Source organism: Arthrobacter sp. SDR-2R (genome assembly GCF_057747955.1).
Window position 1 is genome coordinate 4,206,231 of the sequence record NZ_CM173231.1, and the last position, 20,722, is coordinate 4,226,952.

The following is a 20,722-nucleotide window of genomic DNA, read 5'->3' on the forward strand; positions in this document are numbered from 1 at the left end:
ACCACTGTGCTGGTAGTCATACCAGCGCGCCCATATTATTCTGTCATGCAGAATCTTCCTGCCCGGCGGAAGCCCACCTACTCCATCGAAGCGGTGGATAACGCCCTGCAGCTCCTCCAGCTCCTGCGGGACGTCGGCAGCCTGCGGCTCAAGGACGCTGCGGCGGAGCTCGGCGTGGCGCCGTCCACGGCACACCGGCTCCTGGCCATGCTGGTGTACCGGGGCTTCGCGGTCCAGGATGAAACGCGCCGGTATGTGCCGGGCCCCGCGATGGGCGCGGGCCCGGCGGGCTTGAGCTGGACACGCCAGCTGCGGGACATCTCCCGGCCACACATGGAACTGCTGTGCGCACGCACCAACGAGACCGTCAACCTCATGATCCGGGTGGGCACCAAAGTCCGCTTTTTGGGCACGGTGGAAAGCACCAACATCCTGCGCGTCGGGGACCGGCAGGGGACCCTGCTCCCCGCGCATAAAGCCTCGGGCGGGAAAGCCATCCTGGCGGAGCTCGATCCCGCCGTGCTGGAGCAGCTGTTCCGCAGCCCCAACGCGGAACTGGGCGGCGACTACATCCCGGACGCCGACTACCCCGCGTTCCTGCGCGAGCTTGAGTCCGTCCGCGCCAACGGATTTGCCGCCAACTTCGAGGGTACCGAGGAGGGCATCAGCGCCTTTGGGATGGCCCTGCACAACGGCAAGGGCATGGAGGTGGGCGCCCTGAGCGTGGCCACTCCCGTGGCACGGTTCCGGCCCCTGTTCGACGCCGGGCTGGTGGGCGTCATGATGGAGACCCGGCGCCAGCTGGAAATAGACATCGCGGCCAATCCGGCGGACGGGGCAGCCGGAAGCTGACCGGCAGGGCCGAAGGAATTCTGCATGCCAGAATATGCTGGGGATCACAGCAGATCTTCCCTAGGGTCGAATCCACGTCGCAGTCAGTCCGCACGCAAGGAGAAGGCCAGTGTCGATCAGCGCTGAAAACCAAACGCACGAATCCGTGGCGCAGGAACACCACGTTCCCGAGCCCACCCCGGAGGAGGCTGCGCAGCTTGAGCAGCTGTACCGGGATTTCGATAAGGAAAACCTGATTCCGTTGTGGACGGAGATCGCGGACCTGATGCCCATGGTCCCGTCCCCGAAAGCAGTGCCGCACGTCTGGCGCTGGAATGACCTGTACCCCCTGGCCGCCCGCGCCGGGGACCTGGTGCCCGTGGGCCGCGGCGGGGAACGGCGCGCCATTGCGCTGGCCAACCCGGGCCTGGCCGGCACGCCTTACGCCACCCCGACGTTGTGGGCGGCCATCCAGTACCTGGGCGGCCGTGAAACGGCCCCGGAGCACCGCCACTCGCAGAACGCGTTCCGGTTCGTCGTCGAGGGCGAGGGCGTGTGGACCGTGGTGAACGGGGACCCTGTCCGGATGTCCCGCGGCGACTTCCTGCTCACCCCGGGCTGGAACTTCCACGGCCACCACAACGACACCGACCAGCCCATGGCGTGGATCGACGGCCTGGACATCCCGTTCGTGCACTACGCAGACGCCGGCTTCTTCGAGTTCGGCACCGAGCGCGTCACCGACGAAGCCACCCCGGACGTCTCCCGCTCCGAGCGGCTCTGGGCCCACCCCGGACTGCGCCCGCTCTCGGGCCTCGATGACACCACCAACTCCCCCATCGCGGCCTACCGGTGGAAGTACACCGACGCCGCCCTGCGCGAACAGCTGCTCCTCGAGGACGAGGGCCACCCCGCCACCGTCTCCCAGGGCCACGCCGCCATCCGGTACACCAACCCGACCACGGGCGGGGACGTCATGCCCACCATCCGCGCCGAGTTCCACCGGCTGCGCGCCGGCGCCTGGACCGAGACCGTCCGCGAGGTGGGCTCCAGCGTCTGGCAGGTCTTCGAAGGCACCGGATCCGTGACCCTGAACGGCGAAACCAAGGTCCTGGCCAAGGGCGACCTGTTCGTCGTCCCGTCCTGGCAGCAATGGTCCCTGGAAGCCGGGACTGAGTTTGATCTGTTCCGGTTCAGCGACGCCCCCATCTTCGAGCGCCTGAACTTCAACCGCACCTACATCGAAGGACGCACCAAGTAATGAAACTCCTCACCCTCCGCACTCCCGACGGAACAAAGGCCGCACGCCAGGACGGCGAGACCCTCACCGAAGTCCCGGGCTTTTCCGATGTCGGGGCACTCCTGCAGGACCCCAACTGGGAAACCATCGCCAAGGATGCCAACGGCGCAACACACGCGTTCGACGGCGCCGACCTCGCCGCCGTCGTGCCTTCCCCGGGCAAGATCATCTGCGTGGGCCACAACTACCGCAACCACATCAAGGAGATGGGCCGCGAGGTCCCCGAGTACCCCACCCTGTTCGCCAAGTACGCCGAGTCGCTGATCGGGCCCAACGATGACCTCGCGCTGCCGCAGGAATCGGACACCGTGGACTGGGAAGCCGAGCTCGCCGTCGTCATCGGCAAGGCCGGCCGGCGCATCCCGGAGGCAGAGGCTGCCGGGCACATCGCAGGGTACTCCGTGCTGAACGACATCAGCATGCGCGACTACCAGTTCCGCACCATCCAGTGGCTGCAGGGCAAGACCTGGGAGAAGTCCACCCCGTTCGGCCCGGCCCTGGTCACCAAGGACGAATTCACCCCCGGGCCGCTGATGACCTCGGCCGTGGATGGCGACGTCCAGCAGTCCACCCCCACCAGCGACCTGGTCTTCACCCCGGAATACCTGGTCTCCTACATCTCCACCATCATCACCCTGAACCCGGGCGACGTCATCGCCACCGGCACCCCCGGCGGCGTGGGCCACGCGCAGGACCCCAAGCGCTACCTGCAGGAGGGCCAGGTCCTGGTCACCACCATCGAGGGCCTGGGCCAGCTGACCAACCGCGTGGTCAAGGAAGCCTGATGGTTGCCCGGCACGACCAGGCCAGCGACCCCGTGCTGCTCGAGGGGCTGCTGCAGGCCCGGCGCGGCACCGCGTTCTTCGCCCGCAAGCTCAACGAGCTTCCCGACGCGGAACTGGACGGGGGCTCGCTGCTGCCCGGCTGGACCCGCCGCCACGTTGTAGCCCACGTGGGCTACAACGCCAGGGCCATCGCCCGTCTGGTCGAGTGGGCGGCCACCGGGGTGGAAACACCCATGTACCCTTCCGTTGAGGTCCGCAACCACGAGATCGACTTCGGGTCCACCCTCAGTCCCATCGCCCTGCGGAACCTGTTCGACCACTCCGCCGTGCACCTGAACGTCGAATGGCGCGACCTGCCCGCCGCCAACTGGCACCACAAGGTCAAAACCGTCCAGGGCAGGACCGTCCCGGCCGAAGAGACCGTGTGGATGCGCACCCGCGAAGTCTGGGTCCACGCCGTGGACCTGGACAACGGGGCCACCTTCAAGGACATCCCTGCACCCGTCCTGGAACGCCTGCTCAAGGACATCACCGGCGCCTGGCATGCGCGCGGCACCGACGCCGGGCTCCTCATCACAGTGGACGGCACCGGCTTGTCGTTTGGGGACACCGCCGCCCTGTCGCCCACCGTGGTGTCCGGTTCACTGGCCGCCATCGCCCAGTGGGCCGCGGGCCGCGGCACGGACGGAACCACGGCGAAGCGCGACGGCGAAGCAGCTACCCCGGCGCCGCCGGCACCGGCCTGGATCTGACAGGCCGCCGTGGCACCCGCCACAGCACCGCACCAGAGGCGGGCCAGCACCGGCTGGCCCGCCTTTCGGCGTTCCTGCCCGCATGTCCCGTCACGTGCGGTGCGTCGCCTCAGGCTGGAGCCTAAAAAGGATCCCCTGGACTTGGAGGAGGTTCCATAAAATCAGCCCAGGACGCTGGATAGCATGAGGTGACCGGACAGAGCCGTCCGGTGGGATCGACGCAAAAGGACAACCCATGGCCGCGGTTACGGTGGATGACATCCTCTCGGATCTTCCCCTCGGCTTCGCCAGCCTCATCCTTCGCCCGGCCCCCTCGGCGCCGGACATCGAACGGTTCCTGATCGTCGACGCCGACGATGAAGCAGCCCAGGCCGGCAAAGCCTTTGTCCTGCTCATCGGGGTCCGTGGCCGTTCGGCGCTGCCTGCCCTCCGGCGCCTCCTGAAGAACCCGCCCCCGGTGGTCGCCGTCAAGGGCCAGCGCGAAGACCTGGCGGAAGCGGAAGAACTCCTCCGCGCAGCCGGATCGGGACTGCTGCTGGTGGATCCGGCAGCAGACTGGGACCGCCTGCTCTCCATTGCCAAGGACCGGATCCAGCCGCGCAGCTACCAGAGCGAAGTGCTGACCCTGCTCGAGGAAGACCTGTTCGCGATCGCCCAGACCACAGCGCGGCTCACGTCCAGCCACGTGCTCATCGAGGATGCGGCCAACAAGGTCCTGGCCTACTCCACCGTCACCAATGACATCGACGAACTCCGCAAGGCTTCCATCCTGGCCCGGCGCGGCCCCCGCAAATACGAACTGCTGCTCAAGGATCTTGGCGCCTACCGCGAACTGCACCGCACCCGGCAGCCGGTCCGGGTACCCGCACGGCCCCAGGACGGGCTGCGGGAACGGGTGGCCATCGCGCTCTTTGCCGGCGAACGGATCATGGGCTACATCTGGCTCCAGGAGACCGGAGCCGGCTTCGGCCCGGACGTTGAGTATGTCCTCACGGGATCCGCGGCACGCGTCTCGGCCGAACTGATCCGGTACCGCAACCAGCAGTCCGTCCATATGCGGGAGGACCGGATTGTTCGGATCCTGTCAGGTCCCGCGGAGGCCGCCGCCAGCGCGCACAGCGGAAAAATCCCTTCGGAACGTCCCGCCGCCCTCATCCTCATCGGCATGTCCGACGCCGACTCGCGCGCCGACGACGCCGCACTCAAGCACGGGGAACTTGCCAATCTCGCCTCCATCCACGCGGCCGCGTACAAGCCCACCGCCGTCGTGGGCCAGTTCAAGGGTGACACCGCCATCATCGTGCCTGACCTGCAGTCCAGCACCGCGGAATCGGGGCTGCGTTCCCTTGCCGAGGCAATCGTCCGGGATGCCCGCAAGCACCTCGGCATCAGTCCATTCGCGGCCGTGGGCCCCTTGGTGCCGGACCTGTTGTCCCTCCATACGGTGACCGGGGTGACGGAGGCGCTGCTGGCCTGCGTGGGCACGGCAGAACCCGGCACGGTTGCCGCGGTGGGCGATTTCGAAGCGGAAATCCTCTACCGCGAGGCGGTGCGGAACTTCCACACCTCACCGTTCCGCCACCGCGGCCTGGCAGCGCTCCTCCAGGAGGACGCCGAACTCGCCGACACCCTCCGCACGTATTTCGATGCGTCCTTCGACGTCGCCGAATGCGCCAGGCGGATGAACCTGCACAAGAACACTGTCTACTACCGGGTGGCCAAAGCCACCCGGGTGACCGGCCTCGACTTCGGCAGCCCCAGGGATTCCCTGGTGGCGCTGCTCCACCTCCAGGAGTGGGCCTCCACTTCCTACGACACTTCAGGCAGGAAATGACCACAACACTCGGCGCACCACCCCTGGACATCCTCCTCGAGGACATCGTCCGGCGTCACCGTCCGCGGAAGGAAACGGGTGCAGTACCCCGCAACATCCCCTTCCTGGCCAAGGTCCCCTTCGACCGGTTTGGCATTGCCGTCGCCACCACGTCCGGTGACGTTTTTTGCTCCGGTGACGCCGATGTCCCCTTCTCCATCCAAAGCATCTCCAAGGTCTTCACCCTGGCCATGGCGCTGCAGGGCGGCCGGTCCGCCCGGCTGTGGTCTCGGGTGCTGCGCGAACCGTCCGGAACAGCCTTCAACTCCCTGGTTCAGCTCGAGGCCGAACATGGCATCCCGCGCAACCCCTTCATCAATGCCGGGGCGCTGGTGGTCACCGACCACCTGATGCAGGAGACGCCCGACGCCGCCGCGCACCTCCTGCGGTTCCTGACCGGACAAGCGGGTCACCAGGGACAGGCGGACAGCCGGGGACAGGGGCCGTTCATTGACGAGGCAGCTGCCGCCGGTGAACTGGCCGGCAGCAGCCGCAACCTTGCCCTGGCGCATTTCCTGAAGGACTTCGGGAACCTCACGCAGCCTGCGGAATCAGTGGTGGAGAATTACGTCCGCCAGTGTTCGATCATGATGACCTGCGCGGAGTTGGCCAAGGCCGGCCTGTTCCTTGCCAATGACGGACAGGGAGCCGCCGGCACCGTGTTGTCCCGGAGCGAGGCCAAGCGGATCGGCTCCATCATGCTGACGTGCGGCATGTATGACGCCGCCGGCGAATTCGCCTACCGCGTGGGCCTGCCCGGAAAGAGCGGGGTGGGCGGCGGAATACTGGTCATCGTGCCGGGCCAGTGCGCCATCTGCGTCTGGAGCCCGCGCCTGGATGCCAAGGGCAATTCCCTCGCCGGCACGGCAGCCCTTGCCGACCTCTCCGACCGCACCGGCTGGTCAGTTTTCTAGTTTTTCCCATCCAAGACAGATCTTCCCCGGATCGAAAGGAAATACCCATGCCCAACAACCCCAATGACGAGGTTGGCTTCGACCACATAATTGATGGTGGTCACGCGCATGCGTCCGAGACCTCCCTGCACGCGGAGGACAAGGGTTACCACAAGAACCTCAAGCCCCGGCAGATCCAGATGATCGCGATCGGCGGCGCGATCGGCACCGGCCTGTTCCTGGGCGCCGGCGGCCGGCTCAACGCCGCGGGCCCGTCCCTGGTCATCGCCTACGCGGTCTGCGGGTTCTTCGGGTTCCTGATCCTGCGCGCCCTGGGCGAACTGGTCCTGCACCGGCCCTCCTCGGGCTCGTTCGTCTCCTACGCCCGCGAATTCTTCGGCGAAAAAGCCGCGTTCGTCTCCGGCTGGTTCTACTGGATCAACTGGGCCACCACCACCATCGTGGACATCACCGCCGCCGCCCTCTACATGCACTTCTTCGGCAACTACATCCCCTGGATGGCCGACGTCCCCCAGTGGGCCTGGGCACTGACCGCCCTCATCGTCGTCCTGGCCCTGAACCTGGTCTCGGTCAAGGTCTTCGGCGAAATGGAATTCTGGTTCGCCCTGATCAAGGTCGCCGCCCTGGTCGCGTTCCTCATCATCGGCACCTACTTCGTCATCTTCGGCACCCCCGTGGACGGCCAGCAGGTCGGCATCAGCCTCCTGTCCGACAACGGCGGGATCTTCCCCAACGGCCTGCTGCCCATGATCATCCTCATGCAGGGCGTCCTGTTCGCCTACGCCTCCATCGAACTCGTCGGCACCGCCGCCGGCGAAACCGAAAACCCCGAAAAAATCATGCCCAAGGCCATCAACTCCGTGGTCTTCCGCATCGCCGTGTTCTACGTCGGCTCCGTGATCCTCCTGGCCCTGCTGCTGCCCTTCACCTCCTACCAAAAAGGCGTCAGCCCCTTCGTGACCTTCTTCGGCTCCATCGGCGTCCAGGGCGTAGACGTCATCATGAACCTCGTCGTCCTCACCGCCGCCCTGTCCTCCCTGAACGCCGGACTCTACTCCACCGGCCGGATCCTGCGCTCCATGTCCGTCAACGGCTCCGCCCCCCGCTTCGCCTCCCGCATGAACAAAGCAGGCGTCCCCTACGGCGGCATCGCCATCACCGCCACCGTCTCCCTCCTCGGCGTCCCCCTGAACTACCTCGTCCCCGCCGAAGCCTTCGAAATCGTCCTGAACATCGCCTCCGTCGGCATCATCATGACCTGGGCCACCATCGTCCTGTGCCAAATCCAACTCAAACGCTGGGCCGACAAAGGCTGGGTCACCCGCCCCTCCTTCCGCATGTTCGGCGCCCCCTACACCGGCTACCTCTCCCTGCTCTTCCTCATCGGCGTCCTCATCATGGTCTTCATCGACTCACCCCTGACCATGCTCGTCACCGCCATCGCCTCCATCCTCATGGTCGCCGGCTGGTACGCCTGCCGCACCCGCATCCGCCAAATCGCCGAAACCCGCGACGGCTACACCGGAAAGTCCCCCGTCATCGCCAACCGCACCCCCATCTCCTGACCCCATCCCTTCCGCCAACCTTCCGAGCCAAAGAAAGAACATGACACCAGAGCCGCAGCCCACCCTGACCTCCTCCCCCACCCGGCCCGCCGCCGTCGTCCATCACCAGGACACCGTGGCGCCCGCCCTGAAATCCGCGGGGCACGTGATCGTTGACTCGCTGGTGGCGCATGGCGTGGAACGCACCTATGTGGTTCCCGGCGAGAGCTTCCTGGATGTGCTGGACGGCCTGCACAACTCGAAGATCGAAACCATCGTCTGCCGCCATGAAGGCGGTGCCGCGTACATGGCGGAAGCCGACGGAAAGCTGAACCAGCGCCCGGGCGTGGCGATGGTGACCCGGGGGCCCGGCGCGGCCAACGCCCACGTAGGGCTGCACACCGCCTGGCAGGACTCCACGCCGATGCTGCTCTTCGTGGGCCTGATCCCGTTTGCCCACCGGGACCGCGAGGCGTTCCAGGAATTCGACATCAAGTCCTGGTTCGACACCGGCGCCAAGCGGGTGATGGTCCTTGACCACCCGGAACGGGCCTCCGAGATCGTGGCGGAGGCCATGTTTGCGGCAATGAGCGGCCGGCCCGGGCCCGTGGTGGTGGGCCTGCCCGAGGACGTCATCCGGCGGGAGGTCAGCCCTGCGCTGCATCCTGCGATTCCCGTGGCCGCAGGCGGGATGGGCAGCGCTGATGCGTCAGCCCTGGAAGCGGCGCTGGCGGAATCGTCCAAGCCGCTGTTCGTGACCGGCGGCAACGACTGGACGCAGGAGGCCGCGGACCAGCTCACCGCCTGGCTGGAACGGCACCACATCCCGGCGGCGGCGGAATGGCGGACGCAGGGAACAGTGCCCTTCGATTCGCCGTCCTACGTGGGACCGATCGGCTATGGCCGGCCGCGCCCCACTTACGACCTGCTGGAGGAGACCGACCTCCTGGTCTTCGTGGGAACGGTGCCGGGCGACGTCATTACGGACGGTTTCGTCTGCCGGCAGGACTGGAACAAGGAAAATTTCCTGGTCACCGTGGACCCGTCGCTGCGGGGAAGGTCCGGCCCGGTGTCGCGGCAGATCCTGGCCAAACCGGAAGCGTTCGTGCGCGGCCTGGAGGGCATCAGCCTGCCCGTGAAGGAAGATTGGAAGGCCTGGACGGCCAGGATGCGCGCCGAGCAGGAGCGCTTTGCCACGCTGCCTCCTGCTGCCCCGGCGGCCGGGCAGGCCCGGATGGACACCCTGATGGCCAACCTCGTCCCCCGGCTGCCCGACGATGCGATGGTGACGTTCGGTGCAGGTGAACACACCAACTGGGCGCACCGGTATTTCCCCACCCGCCGCTACGCGTCCATGATCAGCGCGCGGAACGGGTCCATGGGCTACTCCGTCCCCTCGGCCATCGCAGCGTCCCTGGCCGAACCGAAGCGGCGCGTGGTCACCATCGCCGGGGACGGCGAATTCCTCATGAACGGGCAGGAGCTGGCCACGGCTGCCCAGTATGGGGCCACCCCGCTGGTGGTGGTCATGGACAACCAGGAGTACGGCACCATCCGCACGCACCAGGAGCGGCACTATCCCCGGCGCGTCTCCGGTACCCAGCTGAAGAACCCCGACTTTGCGCTGATGGCCAGGGCTTTCGGCGGATTCGGGGTCACGGTGACCGAGGACCGAGATGTCCCGGCAGCGCTGGATGCAGCCCTGGCAGCGATTGACCGGGACGGCGTATTCGCCCTCATCCATCTCGTGGTGGAGCAGCGGGTCAAGGCGTACTAGGCCAAGCGGAAGGCCGGCACGAAAGTGCCGGCCTTCTTCCTTGCTCTTGCTGCGGGCGGTTAGAGCCGGTCCGTCCGGTCCTCGCCACCCTTGTGGCCGGCCCCGCGGAGGTTTTCCTGGACTTTGCCGAACAGGTCCTTGATGGTGGATTCCGCGTTGGTGATGACGTCCACCGGCACAAAGACCTCATGGGTCAGCGGCAGGTCATATTCGTCCTTCAGGTGGGTGCCGTTTCCAACCCCCGTCAGCGACAGGTAGACCATGGCCTCAGTCCGGGCGATGCCCGCGAGCTTGCCGAACACAACCGTGAACTCGTTCGGCTTGAAGCTGATGGTCTGCCCGATGTGGCTGCGGCCCAGTTCCCCGGCGGTTACGGCCTTCTCCGACTGGCTTCCGGTGTAGTCCATGAACTTCTCCTTCGATCGCCAACACGTATGCAGGCAGTCTAACCCTGCCGCTCCATGCCGGCACAGGGTCCCTGCTGGAGGGATGCACAACAAGGGACCGGAACCCGTGGCCATTCCTCCATTGAGCCGCGCCGTGGCGCAGCGGTTTGATGGCATCACCGGGGCCGCAGCAGCCGCCCCGGCCAAGCCTCTTCAAAGGAATATCCGTGACTTCAATGACGAGCCGCGTAAAGAGCCCTGTCCGCTGGGACGCCGTCCAGGTCGGCGACAGCGTGGAACTCAGGAGGGATGGGCACACCGCCTTCAGCGGCCTGGTGGATGCCCGGACCGATGACGGCGACGTGGTGTGGGTGGCAGCCCCCGCGGGAGGCCGGCGCTTGTTCCATATCGCCGACGGCTACGACCTGGCAGGGGTGCCGGCATGACGGACTGCCCGGACGATTGCCCCTACTGCACCGGGCCGGAGACTGACTAAGGGGCCGGTAGAATCTTGAGGGTCCGGGCACCGGCTCCGGACCCGTAGGCGGAACCGGCCCTGCACCCTGCAGTGCCGGCGGACAGAAGGAGGAGCAGCCGTGCGTGGTTCCCTCCCGCAGGTCCCTTTCCACCTCCTCCGTGCCTCGACCCTGGCCGCCGGCACCCTGGCCCTCGCCGGCGGCGCCCACGTGGTTGGCGGAGGCCGCCTTCCGGCCCCGGGCATCCTCCTGGCCGTGCTGGCCCTGACAGCACTGGCCAGCACGGCCGCAACCCGCCTTCGGCTGGCGTTTCCGGCCATGGCCGCGCTCCTGGGCGGCGGCCAGCTGGCCCTGCACGAGCTTCTCACCGCCTTTTCCGCTCCCCTTGAGAGCGCAGCAGGTGCGCCGGCGGCGGCCCACCTGCACCAGGTCCCCCTGGCCGGGTTCGCAGCGTTCGCTCCCCTGGCGGAGCACCTGAGTCCCGCAAATCCCGCGCTGGCACCACTGATGCTCGCAGCGCACGCGGCGGCCACGCTGGGCTGCGCCCTCCTCCTCGCCAAAGGCGAAGCTGCCCTGTGGGCACTGGCCGACTGGCTGCGGCCCTTTGCCGGCCTTCCCGGGCCGGTGGCACCTGTCCCTGCCGTCCGCCTCAACGGACTGTTCGGGCACGTTCCCTTGCACCGCTCCCCCTGGCGCAACGTCCGCCAGGACAGCCGGCGCGGCCCGCCTTCCGCCGTCGTGCTTCCCTGCTAAAGCCCCGCACCGGCCTTCCGCACGGCGTCGGGGTACACATTTTGCACGCCCTGTATCAGTGGTGTGCGCCAGAAAGGCAACCCATGACAACCCCGTTTTTTCGCCGTGCCCTGACCGCATCCGCAGCCGCCGCAGGCTCAGCCGTTCTCCTGCTCGCCGTGGCGGGCGGCGCCTCAGCGCATGTTGGCGTGACCCCGGACAAGACCGGCGCCGGTTCCTATGCCCTGCTGACGTTCGGCATTCCGCACGGCTGCGGCACGTCCCCCACCACGAAGGTGGCCATCACGCTGCCCCCGGAATTGAATGACGCCCAACCCACGGTCAACCCCAACTGGACAGCGGAAAAGGTGACCGAACAGTTCGCCGAACCCCGGAAGCTCCCGGACGGAACCGCCATCACGCAGCGGACCAGCCAGATCGTCTATACGGCCAAGACGCCGCTGAGCCCCGAACTGCGCGACGCCCTGGTCCTTTCCGTGCACCTGCCGGACATGGCCGGGACAACCCTGAACTTCCCCACGCTGCAGACCTGCGAAAGCGGCCAGACCGACTGGTCCCAGGTCGCCGCTGACGGCCAGGACCCCCACGGGCTGAAAGCCCCCGCCCCCTCGCTCACCATCACGGCGGCGGACAGCGCGGACGCCCACGGCGCGGCAGGAGCTGCCCACGGCACCGGACAGGCGGCGGGGACGGACAGCGGCGCGGAGGCGCGCAGCTGGACCGGGCTTGCTGCCGGCGTGGGCGGACTGGTCCTGGGCGGGGCGGCACTGCTGCGGAGCAAGGGCAGGCTCCGCGCGCCGGGCAGCAACACTGCCGCCGGCACTGCCGGCCGGGAGCCGGCCGGCAAGCCCTAGGGTCGTAATTGGTGCCCGGATCATCACGATCCGGGCATCAAATTGCCCCTACTGCAGGTGGCATCGTTGACGCGGGCAACGGCTACCGCGAAGGTGGTCCCATGAGGTCTCAGAAAATTTCCCAGGGGTTTGCCATGACGACGGCGGCCGCAGCGGCAGCGCTGCTGCTCACCGCGTGCGGCCCAAGCCAGCCGCAGTCCCAGACTACGACGGCGCCCGCCACCGGGCAGGCCAGCCAGTCCCCCTCGCCGACCGCGTCAACGGCGCCTCCGGCGTCCTCGGCGCCGGCCACGTCGACGCCGGCTTCCCCGTCCCCCGTCAGCCCTGCCGGCACTCCGGGCCTGTGCAAGGCGGCCGGGCTCACGGCGGCCACGGATCCGTCCGGTGGCGGCGCTGCCGGCAGTGTCTACATGAAGCTCAACCTCACCAACAGCGGCTCCGAGCCGTGCATCCTCAGGGGCTTCCCGGGCGTCTCCCTGGTGGCAGACGCCGCCGGCGCCCCCATTGGCGCCCCCGCCACACGGGATGAGTCCGCAGGTGTCGTGGACGTTCTGCTGGCCCCCGGCCAGACGGGCACTGCGGTGCTGCGCTACACGCAGGCAGGCAACTACATGGACTGCTCCCCCGTGGATGCTGCCGGCTACCGGATCTATCCGCCCGAGGACACCGATTCCCTGTTCCTCCCGCAACCTACCCGGGCCTGCGGCAACGCAAACATCACACTGCTCAGCATTGGAGCGTTCCAGCCCGCCTGACCCCGGGACCTGACCCAGGAGGGAACCGGGAATGGAGGGATGCACAAACTGGCCTGCGAGGGCCGTGGACCGTAGGCAGGTTGGACTGGCATGACGTCGATTTGGCTGGACCGCAGGGATCCCTTCATTTCTGATCCGTTTGAACCGGACACCAGGTATGACACGGTGGTGGCGGGGGCCGGCCTCACCGGCCTGGTCGCCGCACTGCTGCTGGCCCGCTCCGGGCAAAGCGTACTGGTACTGGAGGCCCGCCGGCCGGGGGCCGTGACCACCGGCAACACCACTGCAAAAGTAACGCTGCTGCAGGGCACGTTCCTGTCCCAGCTGGCCCGCCAGTATTCGCAGAAACAGGTGCAGGCGTACGTGGACGGAAACCGGGAGGGCCAGGCCTGGCTGCTGCGCTACCTGGAGGAGCACAACGTGCCCTTCCAGCGCCGCACCGCTTACACCTATGCTGCGTCAGCACAGGGAACGGAAAAGCTGCGGGAGGAGGTCAGCGCCGCCACCACTGCCGGGCTGGACGTGGATTACGTCCGCGACGCGGGTTTGCCGTTTCCCGTCCACGGGGCCGCCCGGCTGCGGGACCAGGCCCAGATCAACCCGATGGAGGTCCTCGACGCACTGGTGGCGGACATCCGCCGCCGTGGCGGCCGGATCGTCAGCGGCGTGCGCCTCCAGGACGTCACCGGCGATGCGCCCTCCGCCGTCAGGACCGACCGTGGCAGTGTCAGGGCGGACACGGTCGTCCTTGCCACCGGAATCCCCGTCCTGGACCGCGGCCTCTATTTCGCCAAGCTGAAGCCAAGCCGCTCCTACGCGGCGGCCCTTGCCCTGCAGGAGGACCAGGCACCTCCGCCGGGCATGTATATCTCCGTTGAGCAGCCCACGCACTCCCTTCGCGACTATGAGGTGGACGGCCGGAACCTGCTGCTTGTGGGCGGTCACGGCCATCACGTGGGGCGGACGGACTCAGAGAAAGCGCACCTCACCGGGCTGCTCGACTGGGCGGGCCGGCATTACCCCGGTGCGGTCACCACGCACACGTGGTCGGCACAGGACTACATGCCCACCAACCTCATGCCCTTCTTCGGAAAGCTCCCGCGCGGCAAGGGCCGGATCTACTTCGGCACCGGCTACAACAAGTGGGGAATGACCAACGCCGTCGCCGCCGCGCTGGGCATCTCGGCGGACATCCTGGGCGGCCAGGTGCCCTGGGCGGACACCATCCACCACCGCATTACATCGCCGGCAGGTGCGTTGTCCGCCGTGGCGCTCAACGCCGGCGTTGCCGCGAGGATGGCCTCCGACTGGGGGAAAGTGACCACTGAGGGCCGCAGGATTGACGGCCTCAAACGGGGAACCCGCGGACCCACCGTTCCCGCAGCGCCTGCCCCCGCAACACCTGATACCGCAGGCCCGGCCGCCGGGACACCTGGTCCTGCGGGTGCTGCTGCCGCCGTCCCGGCCGAGGGCCAGGGCAAGGTCTACCGCCAGGGCAACCGGCCGGTGGCTGTATCCACCGTGGAAGGAACCACCTGCAGGCTCTCGGCGGTCTGCACGCACCTGGGCGGCATCCTGCACTGGAACGACAACGAACAGACGTGGGACTGCCCCCTGCACGGCTCCCGCTTCACGAACCAGGGAAGGTTGCTTGAAGGCCCGGCCACCAAGGACCTGCCGGAGTCCGAAACTGTTTGAACAGGAATTGATCAGCTATTGAACAGGGATTTGCCGGCCGAGGCCCTGCAGGGCTGCCGTCTGCCTTGGCCGAAATCCCGGGGTTGGACGGGGTGATGTTCGGCTTCGGGCGGAACCCCGGCCGCCCGGGAGTCGGGTGTCAGTGCCTTGCGGCATGATGGAGGCATGAACCAGGAACAGCGTCCTGCCGGCAGCAGTGTTTCCGGTGCGGCCGCCCCCATGGGCCAATTCAGCCGGCCCACCAGGGACTGGTTCCTTGGCGCGTTTTCCGAGCCGACTCCTGCGCAGGCCGGGGCCTGGAACGCCATCTCCTCAGGATCGCATGCGCTGGTGGTGGCCCCCACCGGCTCCGGAAAGACCCTCGCGGCCTTCCTCTGGGCGCTGGACAGGCTGCTCGCCTCGGCGTCCCAAGCCCCTGATCCCGCCGCTGCCGAAGCGCCCGCAAAAGGCAAGCGGGCCCGGGCGCCAAAGCGCAAGACCCGTGTCCTCTACATTTCGCCCCTTAAGGCTTTGGGCGTTGACGTGGAACGGAACCTGCGGTCCCCGCTGATCGGCATCACCCAGACGGCAAAGCGGCTGGGACTTCCCGCCCCGCTGATCACGGTAGGGGTCCGGTCCGGGGACACTCCCGCTGCGGACCGCCGGACGCTGTTGACCAACCCGCCGGACATCCTCATCACCACCCCGGAGTCGTTGTTCCTCATGCTCACCTCCAAGGCCCGCGAAACCCTTGCCGAGGTGGACACCATCATCATTGACGAGGTCCACGCCGTGGCCGGGACCAAGCGCGGGGCCCACCTTGCCGTGTCCCTGGAGCGGCTGGACGCGCTGCTGCCCAAGCCTGCGCAGCGCATCGGGCTTTCCGCCACGGTGGAGCCGCGGGAGCTGGTGGCCCAGTTCCTGGCCGGTTCAGCCCCCGTGGAGATCGTCGCCCCGCCGGCCAGGAAGAACTGGGACCTCACCGTATCGGTGCCCGTGGAGGACATGTCGGACCTGCAGGGCGCGGCAGGGGCGTTCGACTCCGGCCCAGCTTCCGGCCTGCAGCCGCAGGCTTCCATCTGGCCGCATGTGGAGGAAAAGATCGTGGACCTGGTGCTGGCCAACCAGTCCACCATCGTCTTCGCCAACTCCCGGCGGCTTGCCGAACGCCTCACGGCGCGGCTCAACGAGATCTACGCCGAACGCCAGCTGATTGCCGTCGGCGGGGGCTGGGACGATCCCGGCCCGGAAGGGCAGGCCGGCGCGCCCGGCACGCCGGGGGGACCGCCGTCGGGCATTCCCGCTTCAACCGCCACCCCTGCGCACATGATGGCCCAGGCCGGCAGCTCCGCGGGCGCTGATCCGGTCCTGGCCCGCGCCCACCACGGTTCCGTGTCCAAGGACCAGCGCGCGCTCATCGAGGACGACCTCAAGTCCGGGCGGCTGCGCTGCGTTGTGGCTACGTCGTCCCTGGAACTGGGCATCGACATGGGTGCCGTGGACCTGGTGGTGCAGGTGGAGTCGCCGCCGTCCGTGGCCAGCGGCCTGCAGCGGGTGGGACGCGCCGGGCACCAGGTGGGCGAGATTTCCCAGGGCGTCCTTTTCCCCAAGCACCGGGCAGACCTGGTCCACACAGCCATCACCGTGGAGCGCATGCTGGGTGGCAAGATCGAGCGGCTCAGCATCCCTGCCAATCCGCTGGACATCCTGGCCCAGCAGACCGTTGCCGCAACCGCCCTGGGCAGCATCGACGTGGAGGAGTGGTTCAGCACCGTCCGGCGCTCGGCGCCTTTTGCTTCCCTCCCCCGGTCAGCGTTCGAGGCGACCCTCGACCTCCTGGCGGGGCGCTACCCGTCCGACGAGTTCGCCGAGCTGCGGCCACGGATCATCTGGGACCGCAACGCCGGCACCATCGAGGGGCGGCCCGGAGCCCAGCGCCTGGCCGTTACGTCCGGCGGCACCATCCCGGACCGCGGCCTGTTCGGCGTCTACATCATCGGCACCGAACAGGAGGGTGCTGCCTCCCCCTCCGGGGACGGCAAACCGGCGCGCGCACCAAAGGGCGGCCGGCGCGTGGGCGAGCTGGACGAGGAAATGGTCTACGAGTCCCGGGTGGGCGACGTCTTTGCCCTGGGCGCCACCAGCTGGAAGATCGAGGACATCACCCACGACCGCGTCCTGGTCTCCCCCGCGTTCGGGCAGCCCGGAAAGCTGCCGTTCTGGAAGGGCGATTCGCTGGGCCGGCCCGTGGACCTGGGCCGCGCACTTGGCGCCTTCGTCCGCGAACTGTCCGCGTCCGACGCCGGCCCTGCCACCGAGCGCTGCAAGGCCAGCGGCCTGGACGACTTCGCCGCCAACAACCTCATCCAGTACCTCAACGAGCAAAAGCAGGCCACCGAGGTGGTCCCCAGCGACACCACCCTGGTGGTGGAGCGGTTCCACGACGAACTGGGCGACTGGCGCGTGATCCTGCACAGCCCGTTCGGCATGCCGGTGCACGCGCCCTGGGCATTGGCTGTGGGGCAACGGCTGCACCAGCGCTACGGACTGGACGGCTCCGCCATGGCCGCCGACGACGGCATCGTGCTGCGGGTGCCCATGATGGAGGACGAGCCGCCCGGCGCCGAGCTGTTCCTCTTCGATCCCGAGGAACTCGAGCAGATCGTCACGGCAGAGGTCGGCGGCAGCGCCCTGTTTGCCTCGAGGTTCCGGGAGTGCGCCGCCCGTGCGCTGCTGCTGCCCCGCCAGACCCCGGGCAAGCGCCAGCCGCTGTGGCAGCAGCGCCAGCGGTCGGCCCAGCTGCTGGACGTGGCCAGGAAGTACCCCACGTTCCCCATCGTGCTGGAAACAGTGCGCGAATGCCTGCAGGACGTCTACGATCTGCCGGCGTTGAAGGACATCGCCGCGTCCGTGGAACGGCGTGAGCTGCGGATCCTGCAGACCACCACCCAACAGCCCTCGCCGTTCGCCAAGTCCCTCCTCTTCGGTTATGTGGCCCAGTTCCTCTATGAGGGCGATTCCCCGCTCGCCGAACGGCGGGCCGCCGCCCTGGCCCTGGACTCCACCCTCCTGAACGAGCTGCTGGGCCGGGTGGAACTGCGCGAACTCCTGGACGCCAAAGTCATCGAGGCCACCGAACGCGAGCTGCAGCGGCTGGCCCCGGACCGGCGTGCACGGGGCATGGAGGGCGTCGCGGACCTCCTGCGGTTGCTGGGCCCGCTGACGGCCGGGGAAACGGCGGCACGGCTCCAGGGTTCACAGCCGGCAGGGGACGCAATCCAGGTGCCCGAGCCCGGTGACGCTCCGCCTGTCGAGGCTGCGGCAACCGTGCAGGAGGCGGCGGCCCACCTGGCCGCGCTCCAGCGCGCCAACCGCGCCGTCAAGGTCAACATCGGCGGGGTTGAACGCTTCGCCGCCGTGGAGGATGCAGCCCGACTCCGCGACGCCATTGGCGTTCCGCTGCCCATGGGCGTTCCGCTGGCCTTCATCGAGCCGGTGGCCGATCCCCTGGGCGACCTTGTCTCCCGGTATGCCCGGACCCATGGGCCCTTCACCGCTGCCGAAGCCGCTGCCCGGCTGGGCCTCGGTGTGGCTGTGGTGGGTACGGCCCTGAAACGCCTGGCAGCGGATGGACGCGTGGTGGAGGGGGAATTCCGGCCCCACGTCACCCCGCCCGAAACCGCGCCGCCGGAGGCCGACGAACCTGCCGGACCACCGCCAGCCGATGAAGCCGCCAGCGCTCCCGTCCCCGACGTTGCGCACACTATCGCCAGCGAATGGTGCGACGCCGAGGTGTTGCGCAAGCTCCGCCGTCGTTCCCTGGCCGCGCTGCGTGCCGAAGTGGAGCCGGTGGACGCTGCCGCCTACGGACGCTTCCTGCCCGCGTGGCAGCATGTCAGGACTCCCGGCGGCGGCCGCGGCCAGCCCTCGCTGCGCGGCCTGGACGGCATCATCACCGCCATCGACCAGCTCTCAGGGGTGCCCGTCCCCGCGTCAGCCTGGGAGCCCCTTGTGCTGGCCACACGGGTATCCAATTACCAGCACGCGATGCTGGATGAACTGATGGCTGCAGGTGAAGTCCTGTGGTCGGGGGCCGGGGCGCTCCCGGGAAACGATGGCTGGATCAGCCTTCACCTGGCGGACTCGGTGGAACTGACCCTCAACCCATCGCCCGAGTTTGAACCGGGGGACGCCGGCCAGCGGCTCCTGGACCACCTGCGGAACAACGGCGGCGGGTACTTCTTCCGCCAGCTGACCGAAGTGGCGGGCGGCATGGACGCCGTGCTGAGCGACCAGGAGGTGGTGGCTGCGCTGTGGGACCTCGCATGGGCCGGCAGGATCACCGGTGACACGTTCGCCCCGGTCCGGGCCTTGATCGCGGGAGGCCACACGGCCCACCGCCAGGTGGCAAGGGCACCACGTGCCAGGGCGCCGCGGCTCAGCCGGCTGGGCCGCTCCCACGGCACCGGCCTGATGGGCTCCCCCGGGCTGGCCGGCGGCCGGTATGGAACGCAGGGTGCCGCCACTCCGCCCACCGCCGCCGGGCGGTGGTCGGCGCTTCCCGAGCCTGAACTCGATCCCACCATCCATGCCCGCGCCACGGCGGAACTCCTGCTGGACCGCTACGGCGTGGTCACCCGGGGCTCGGTCATGGCCGAACAGATCGTGGGTGGCTTCGGCCTGATGTACAAGGTCCTGGCCCGGCTGGAGGAGGCGGGCCGCTGCCGCCGGGGGTACTTCATCGAACATCTTGGTGCCGCCCAGTTCGCTGTTCCGGCCACCGTGGACCGGCTCCGCTCCCACTCGGAAGACACGCAGCTGGCGAAGGCCGAACCGGTGGCCCTGGCCCTCGCCGCCACCGATCCCGCCAACCCCTACGGTGCGGCCCTCCCCTGGCCCGCGCTGCAGGACGATGCCGGAACCGGCCACCGTCCCGGCCGGAAGGCCGGCGCGCTGGTGGTCCTGGTGGACGGTGCGCTGGTCCTGTACGTCGAGCGTGGCGGGAAGACCCTGCTGGCCTTCAGCGATGACGAGGCCGTCCTGGCGGCGGCGGGTGCCGCGCTGGTGGGGGTGGTCACCCGCGGTGCGGTGGACAAGCTGATCATGGAGAAAGTGAACGGGCACGGCATCCTGGACACCCCGGTGGCCGCTGCCCTCAGCTCCGCCGGCGCCTACTCCACCCCGAAGGGATTGAGGATCCGTGCCTGAGGGCGATTCGGTTTGGCGGGCCGCCCGCCAGCTGCACCAGGCTTTAGCCGGACAGACGCTGCTCGCCTCCGACTTCCGCGTGCCCCGGTTCGCCACCCTCAACCTGGCCGGCTGGACCGTTGCCGAGGTGGTTCCCAGGGGCAAGCACCTGCTGATGCGGGTGGTCAGCCCGGAGGACAAACGGCTGACCATTCACTCCCACCTGAAGATGGAAGGCGCCTGGCAGGTGTATCCGCCTGGCGAAAGGTGGCGGAAGCCGGGATTCACCGCCCGGTGCGTGCTCCGCACGGCCGTGGCAGACGCCGTCGGCTTTTCCCTTGGCATTGTGGAAGTGGTGGCCACAGCCAATGAGGACTCCATCGTGGGATTCCTCGGCCCGGACCTCCTGGGCCCGGACTGGGACCCGGACGAGGCGGAACGGCGCATCCGTTCGCGCCCTGAGGCGCCGGTGGGGGTTGCCCTGCTGGACCAGCGGAACCTCGCAGGCATCGGGAACATTTACCGCTGCGAAACGTGCTTCCTGTCCGGGGTGCATCCCGCCACGCCGGTTTCCGGGGTCACGGACGTGCGGACCCTGATGACCGATGCCAAACAGCTTCTGGAAGTGAACCTCGGGCCCGGCCGCCGCGTCACCATCCTGAATGCCCGCGGCATGCCGGTGGGCAGGATGGCAGGCAGGCCCGGCTACTGGGTGTACGGCCGGGAACGCCAGCCCTGCCTGAAATGCGGCACGCCCATCCAGCGCGGACTCCTGGGCAAGCCAAACGGTGAGGAGGAGCGGGACATCTACTTCTGCCCGAAATGCCAGCCCGTACCCAGTTGATCTTTAGGCGCAGG

At 68.3% G+C, this 20,722-nt stretch carries 16 protein-coding genes; 15 read left to right on the top strand and 1 reads right to left on the bottom strand.

The genetic code is table 11. The features are described from left to right. Positions 1-45: 45 nt before the first annotated feature. The 8 genes from AC3ANU_RS19345 (at position 46) to AC3ANU_RS19380 (ending at position 9,776) form a co-directional block, all read left to right on the top strand. Positions 46-852, top strand: a complete 807-nt coding sequence (locus AC3ANU_RS19345) for an IclR family transcriptional regulator (protein WP_488315095.1) — start codon at positions 46-48, stop codon at positions 850-852. Positions 853-961: 109 nt separating this feature from the next. Beyond that, a complete protein-coding gene (locus tag AC3ANU_RS19350; RefSeq protein ID WP_268002581.1) occupies positions 962-2,092 on the top strand; it encodes a cupin domain-containing protein in 1,131 nt (376 codons plus the stop codon). Continuing rightward, positions 2,092-2,916: a fumarylacetoacetate hydrolase family protein gene (locus AC3ANU_RS19355; protein ID WP_223993791.1), complete on the top strand. Its 825-nt coding sequence runs from the start codon at positions 2,092-2,094 to the stop codon at positions 2,914-2,916. The genes AC3ANU_RS19350 and AC3ANU_RS19355 overlap by 1 nt, the downstream gene beginning before the upstream one ends. Then, positions 2,916-3,668 carry a maleylpyruvate isomerase family mycothiol-dependent enzyme gene (locus AC3ANU_RS19360; RefSeq protein WP_223993785.1) on the top strand — a complete coding sequence of 251 codons (753 nt, stop codon included), beginning with the start codon at positions 2,916-2,918 and terminating at the stop codon, positions 3,666-3,668. Before AC3ANU_RS19355 ends, AC3ANU_RS19360 begins: the two co-directional genes overlap by 1 nt. A 235-nt stretch (positions 3,669-3,903) precedes the next feature. Continuing rightward, entirely contained in the window at positions 3,904-5,502 is a 1,599-nt protein-coding gene (locus AC3ANU_RS19365; RefSeq protein ID WP_488315096.1) for a PucR family transcriptional regulator, read from the top strand. After that, the gene (locus AC3ANU_RS19370) at positions 5,499-6,455 is read left to right on the top strand and encodes a glutaminase (protein ID WP_018772168.1); all 957 of its coding nucleotides are present in this window, start codon (positions 5,499-5,501) and stop codon (positions 6,453-6,455) included. The genes AC3ANU_RS19365 and AC3ANU_RS19370 overlap by 4 nt, the downstream gene beginning before the upstream one ends. Before the next feature lie 47 nt (positions 6,456-6,502). Then, positions 6,503-8,020 (top strand): amino acid permease, encoded by a 1,518-nt coding sequence (locus tag AC3ANU_RS19375; RefSeq protein WP_488315097.1) that lies wholly within the window; start codon positions 6,503-6,505, stop codon positions 8,018-8,020. Between the two features lie 40 nt (positions 8,021-8,060). Further along, positions 8,061-9,776, top strand: a complete 1,716-nt coding sequence (locus AC3ANU_RS19380; protein ID WP_134165132.1) for a thiamine pyrophosphate-dependent enzyme — start codon at positions 8,061-8,063, stop codon at positions 9,774-9,776. 59 nt (positions 9,777-9,835) lie between these two features. On the opposite strand, the gene AC3ANU_RS19385 is transcribed toward AC3ANU_RS19380, so the two are convergent. Continuing rightward, positions 9,836-10,183 carry a hypothetical protein gene (locus AC3ANU_RS19385; protein WP_018770854.1) on the bottom strand — a complete coding sequence of 116 codons (348 nt, stop codon included), beginning with the start codon at positions 10,181-10,183 and terminating at the stop codon, positions 9,836-9,838. Between the two features lie 215 nt (positions 10,184-10,398). On the opposite strand from AC3ANU_RS19385, the gene AC3ANU_RS19390 reads away from it, so the two are divergent. The 7 genes from AC3ANU_RS19390 to AC3ANU_RS19420 all read left to right on the top strand — a co-directional run bounded on the left by AC3ANU_RS19390 (position 10,399) and on the right by AC3ANU_RS19420 (position 20,708). Beyond that, the gene (locus AC3ANU_RS19390; RefSeq protein ID WP_018770853.1) at positions 10,399-10,608 is read left to right on the top strand and encodes a hypothetical protein; all 210 of its coding nucleotides are present in this window, start codon (positions 10,399-10,401) and stop codon (positions 10,606-10,608) included. A 150-nt stretch (positions 10,609-10,758) separates the two neighbouring features. Then, positions 10,759-11,391: a hypothetical protein gene (locus AC3ANU_RS19395; protein WP_134165133.1), complete on the top strand. Its 633-nt coding sequence runs from the start codon at positions 10,759-10,761 to the stop codon at positions 11,389-11,391. 83 nt (positions 11,392-11,474) lie between these two features. Beyond that, the gene (locus AC3ANU_RS19400) at positions 11,475-12,245 is read left to right on the top strand and encodes a YcnI family copper-binding membrane protein (RefSeq protein ID WP_134165134.1); all 771 of its coding nucleotides are present in this window, start codon (positions 11,475-11,477) and stop codon (positions 12,243-12,245) included. A 101-nt stretch (positions 12,246-12,346) separates the two neighbouring features. Then, positions 12,347-13,000, top strand: a complete 654-nt coding sequence (locus tag AC3ANU_RS19405; RefSeq protein WP_026266006.1) for a DUF4232 domain-containing protein — start codon at positions 12,347-12,349, stop codon at positions 12,998-13,000. Positions 13,001-13,090: 90 nt separating this feature from the next. After that, a complete protein-coding gene (locus tag AC3ANU_RS19410; RefSeq protein ID WP_488315098.1) occupies positions 13,091-14,698 on the top strand; it encodes an FAD-dependent oxidoreductase in 1,608 nt (535 codons plus the stop codon). Between the two features lie 165 nt (positions 14,699-14,863). Continuing rightward, the gene (locus tag AC3ANU_RS19415) at positions 14,864-19,885 is read left to right on the top strand and encodes an ATP-dependent helicase (protein WP_488315099.1); all 5,022 of its coding nucleotides are present in this window, start codon (positions 14,864-14,866) and stop codon (positions 19,883-19,885) included. After that, entirely contained in the window at positions 19,878-20,708 is an 831-nt protein-coding gene (locus AC3ANU_RS19420; protein WP_488315100.1) for an Fpg/Nei family DNA glycosylase, read from the top strand. The genes AC3ANU_RS19415 and AC3ANU_RS19420 overlap by 8 nt, the downstream gene beginning before the upstream one ends. Positions 20,709-20,722: the final 14 nt, after the last annotated feature.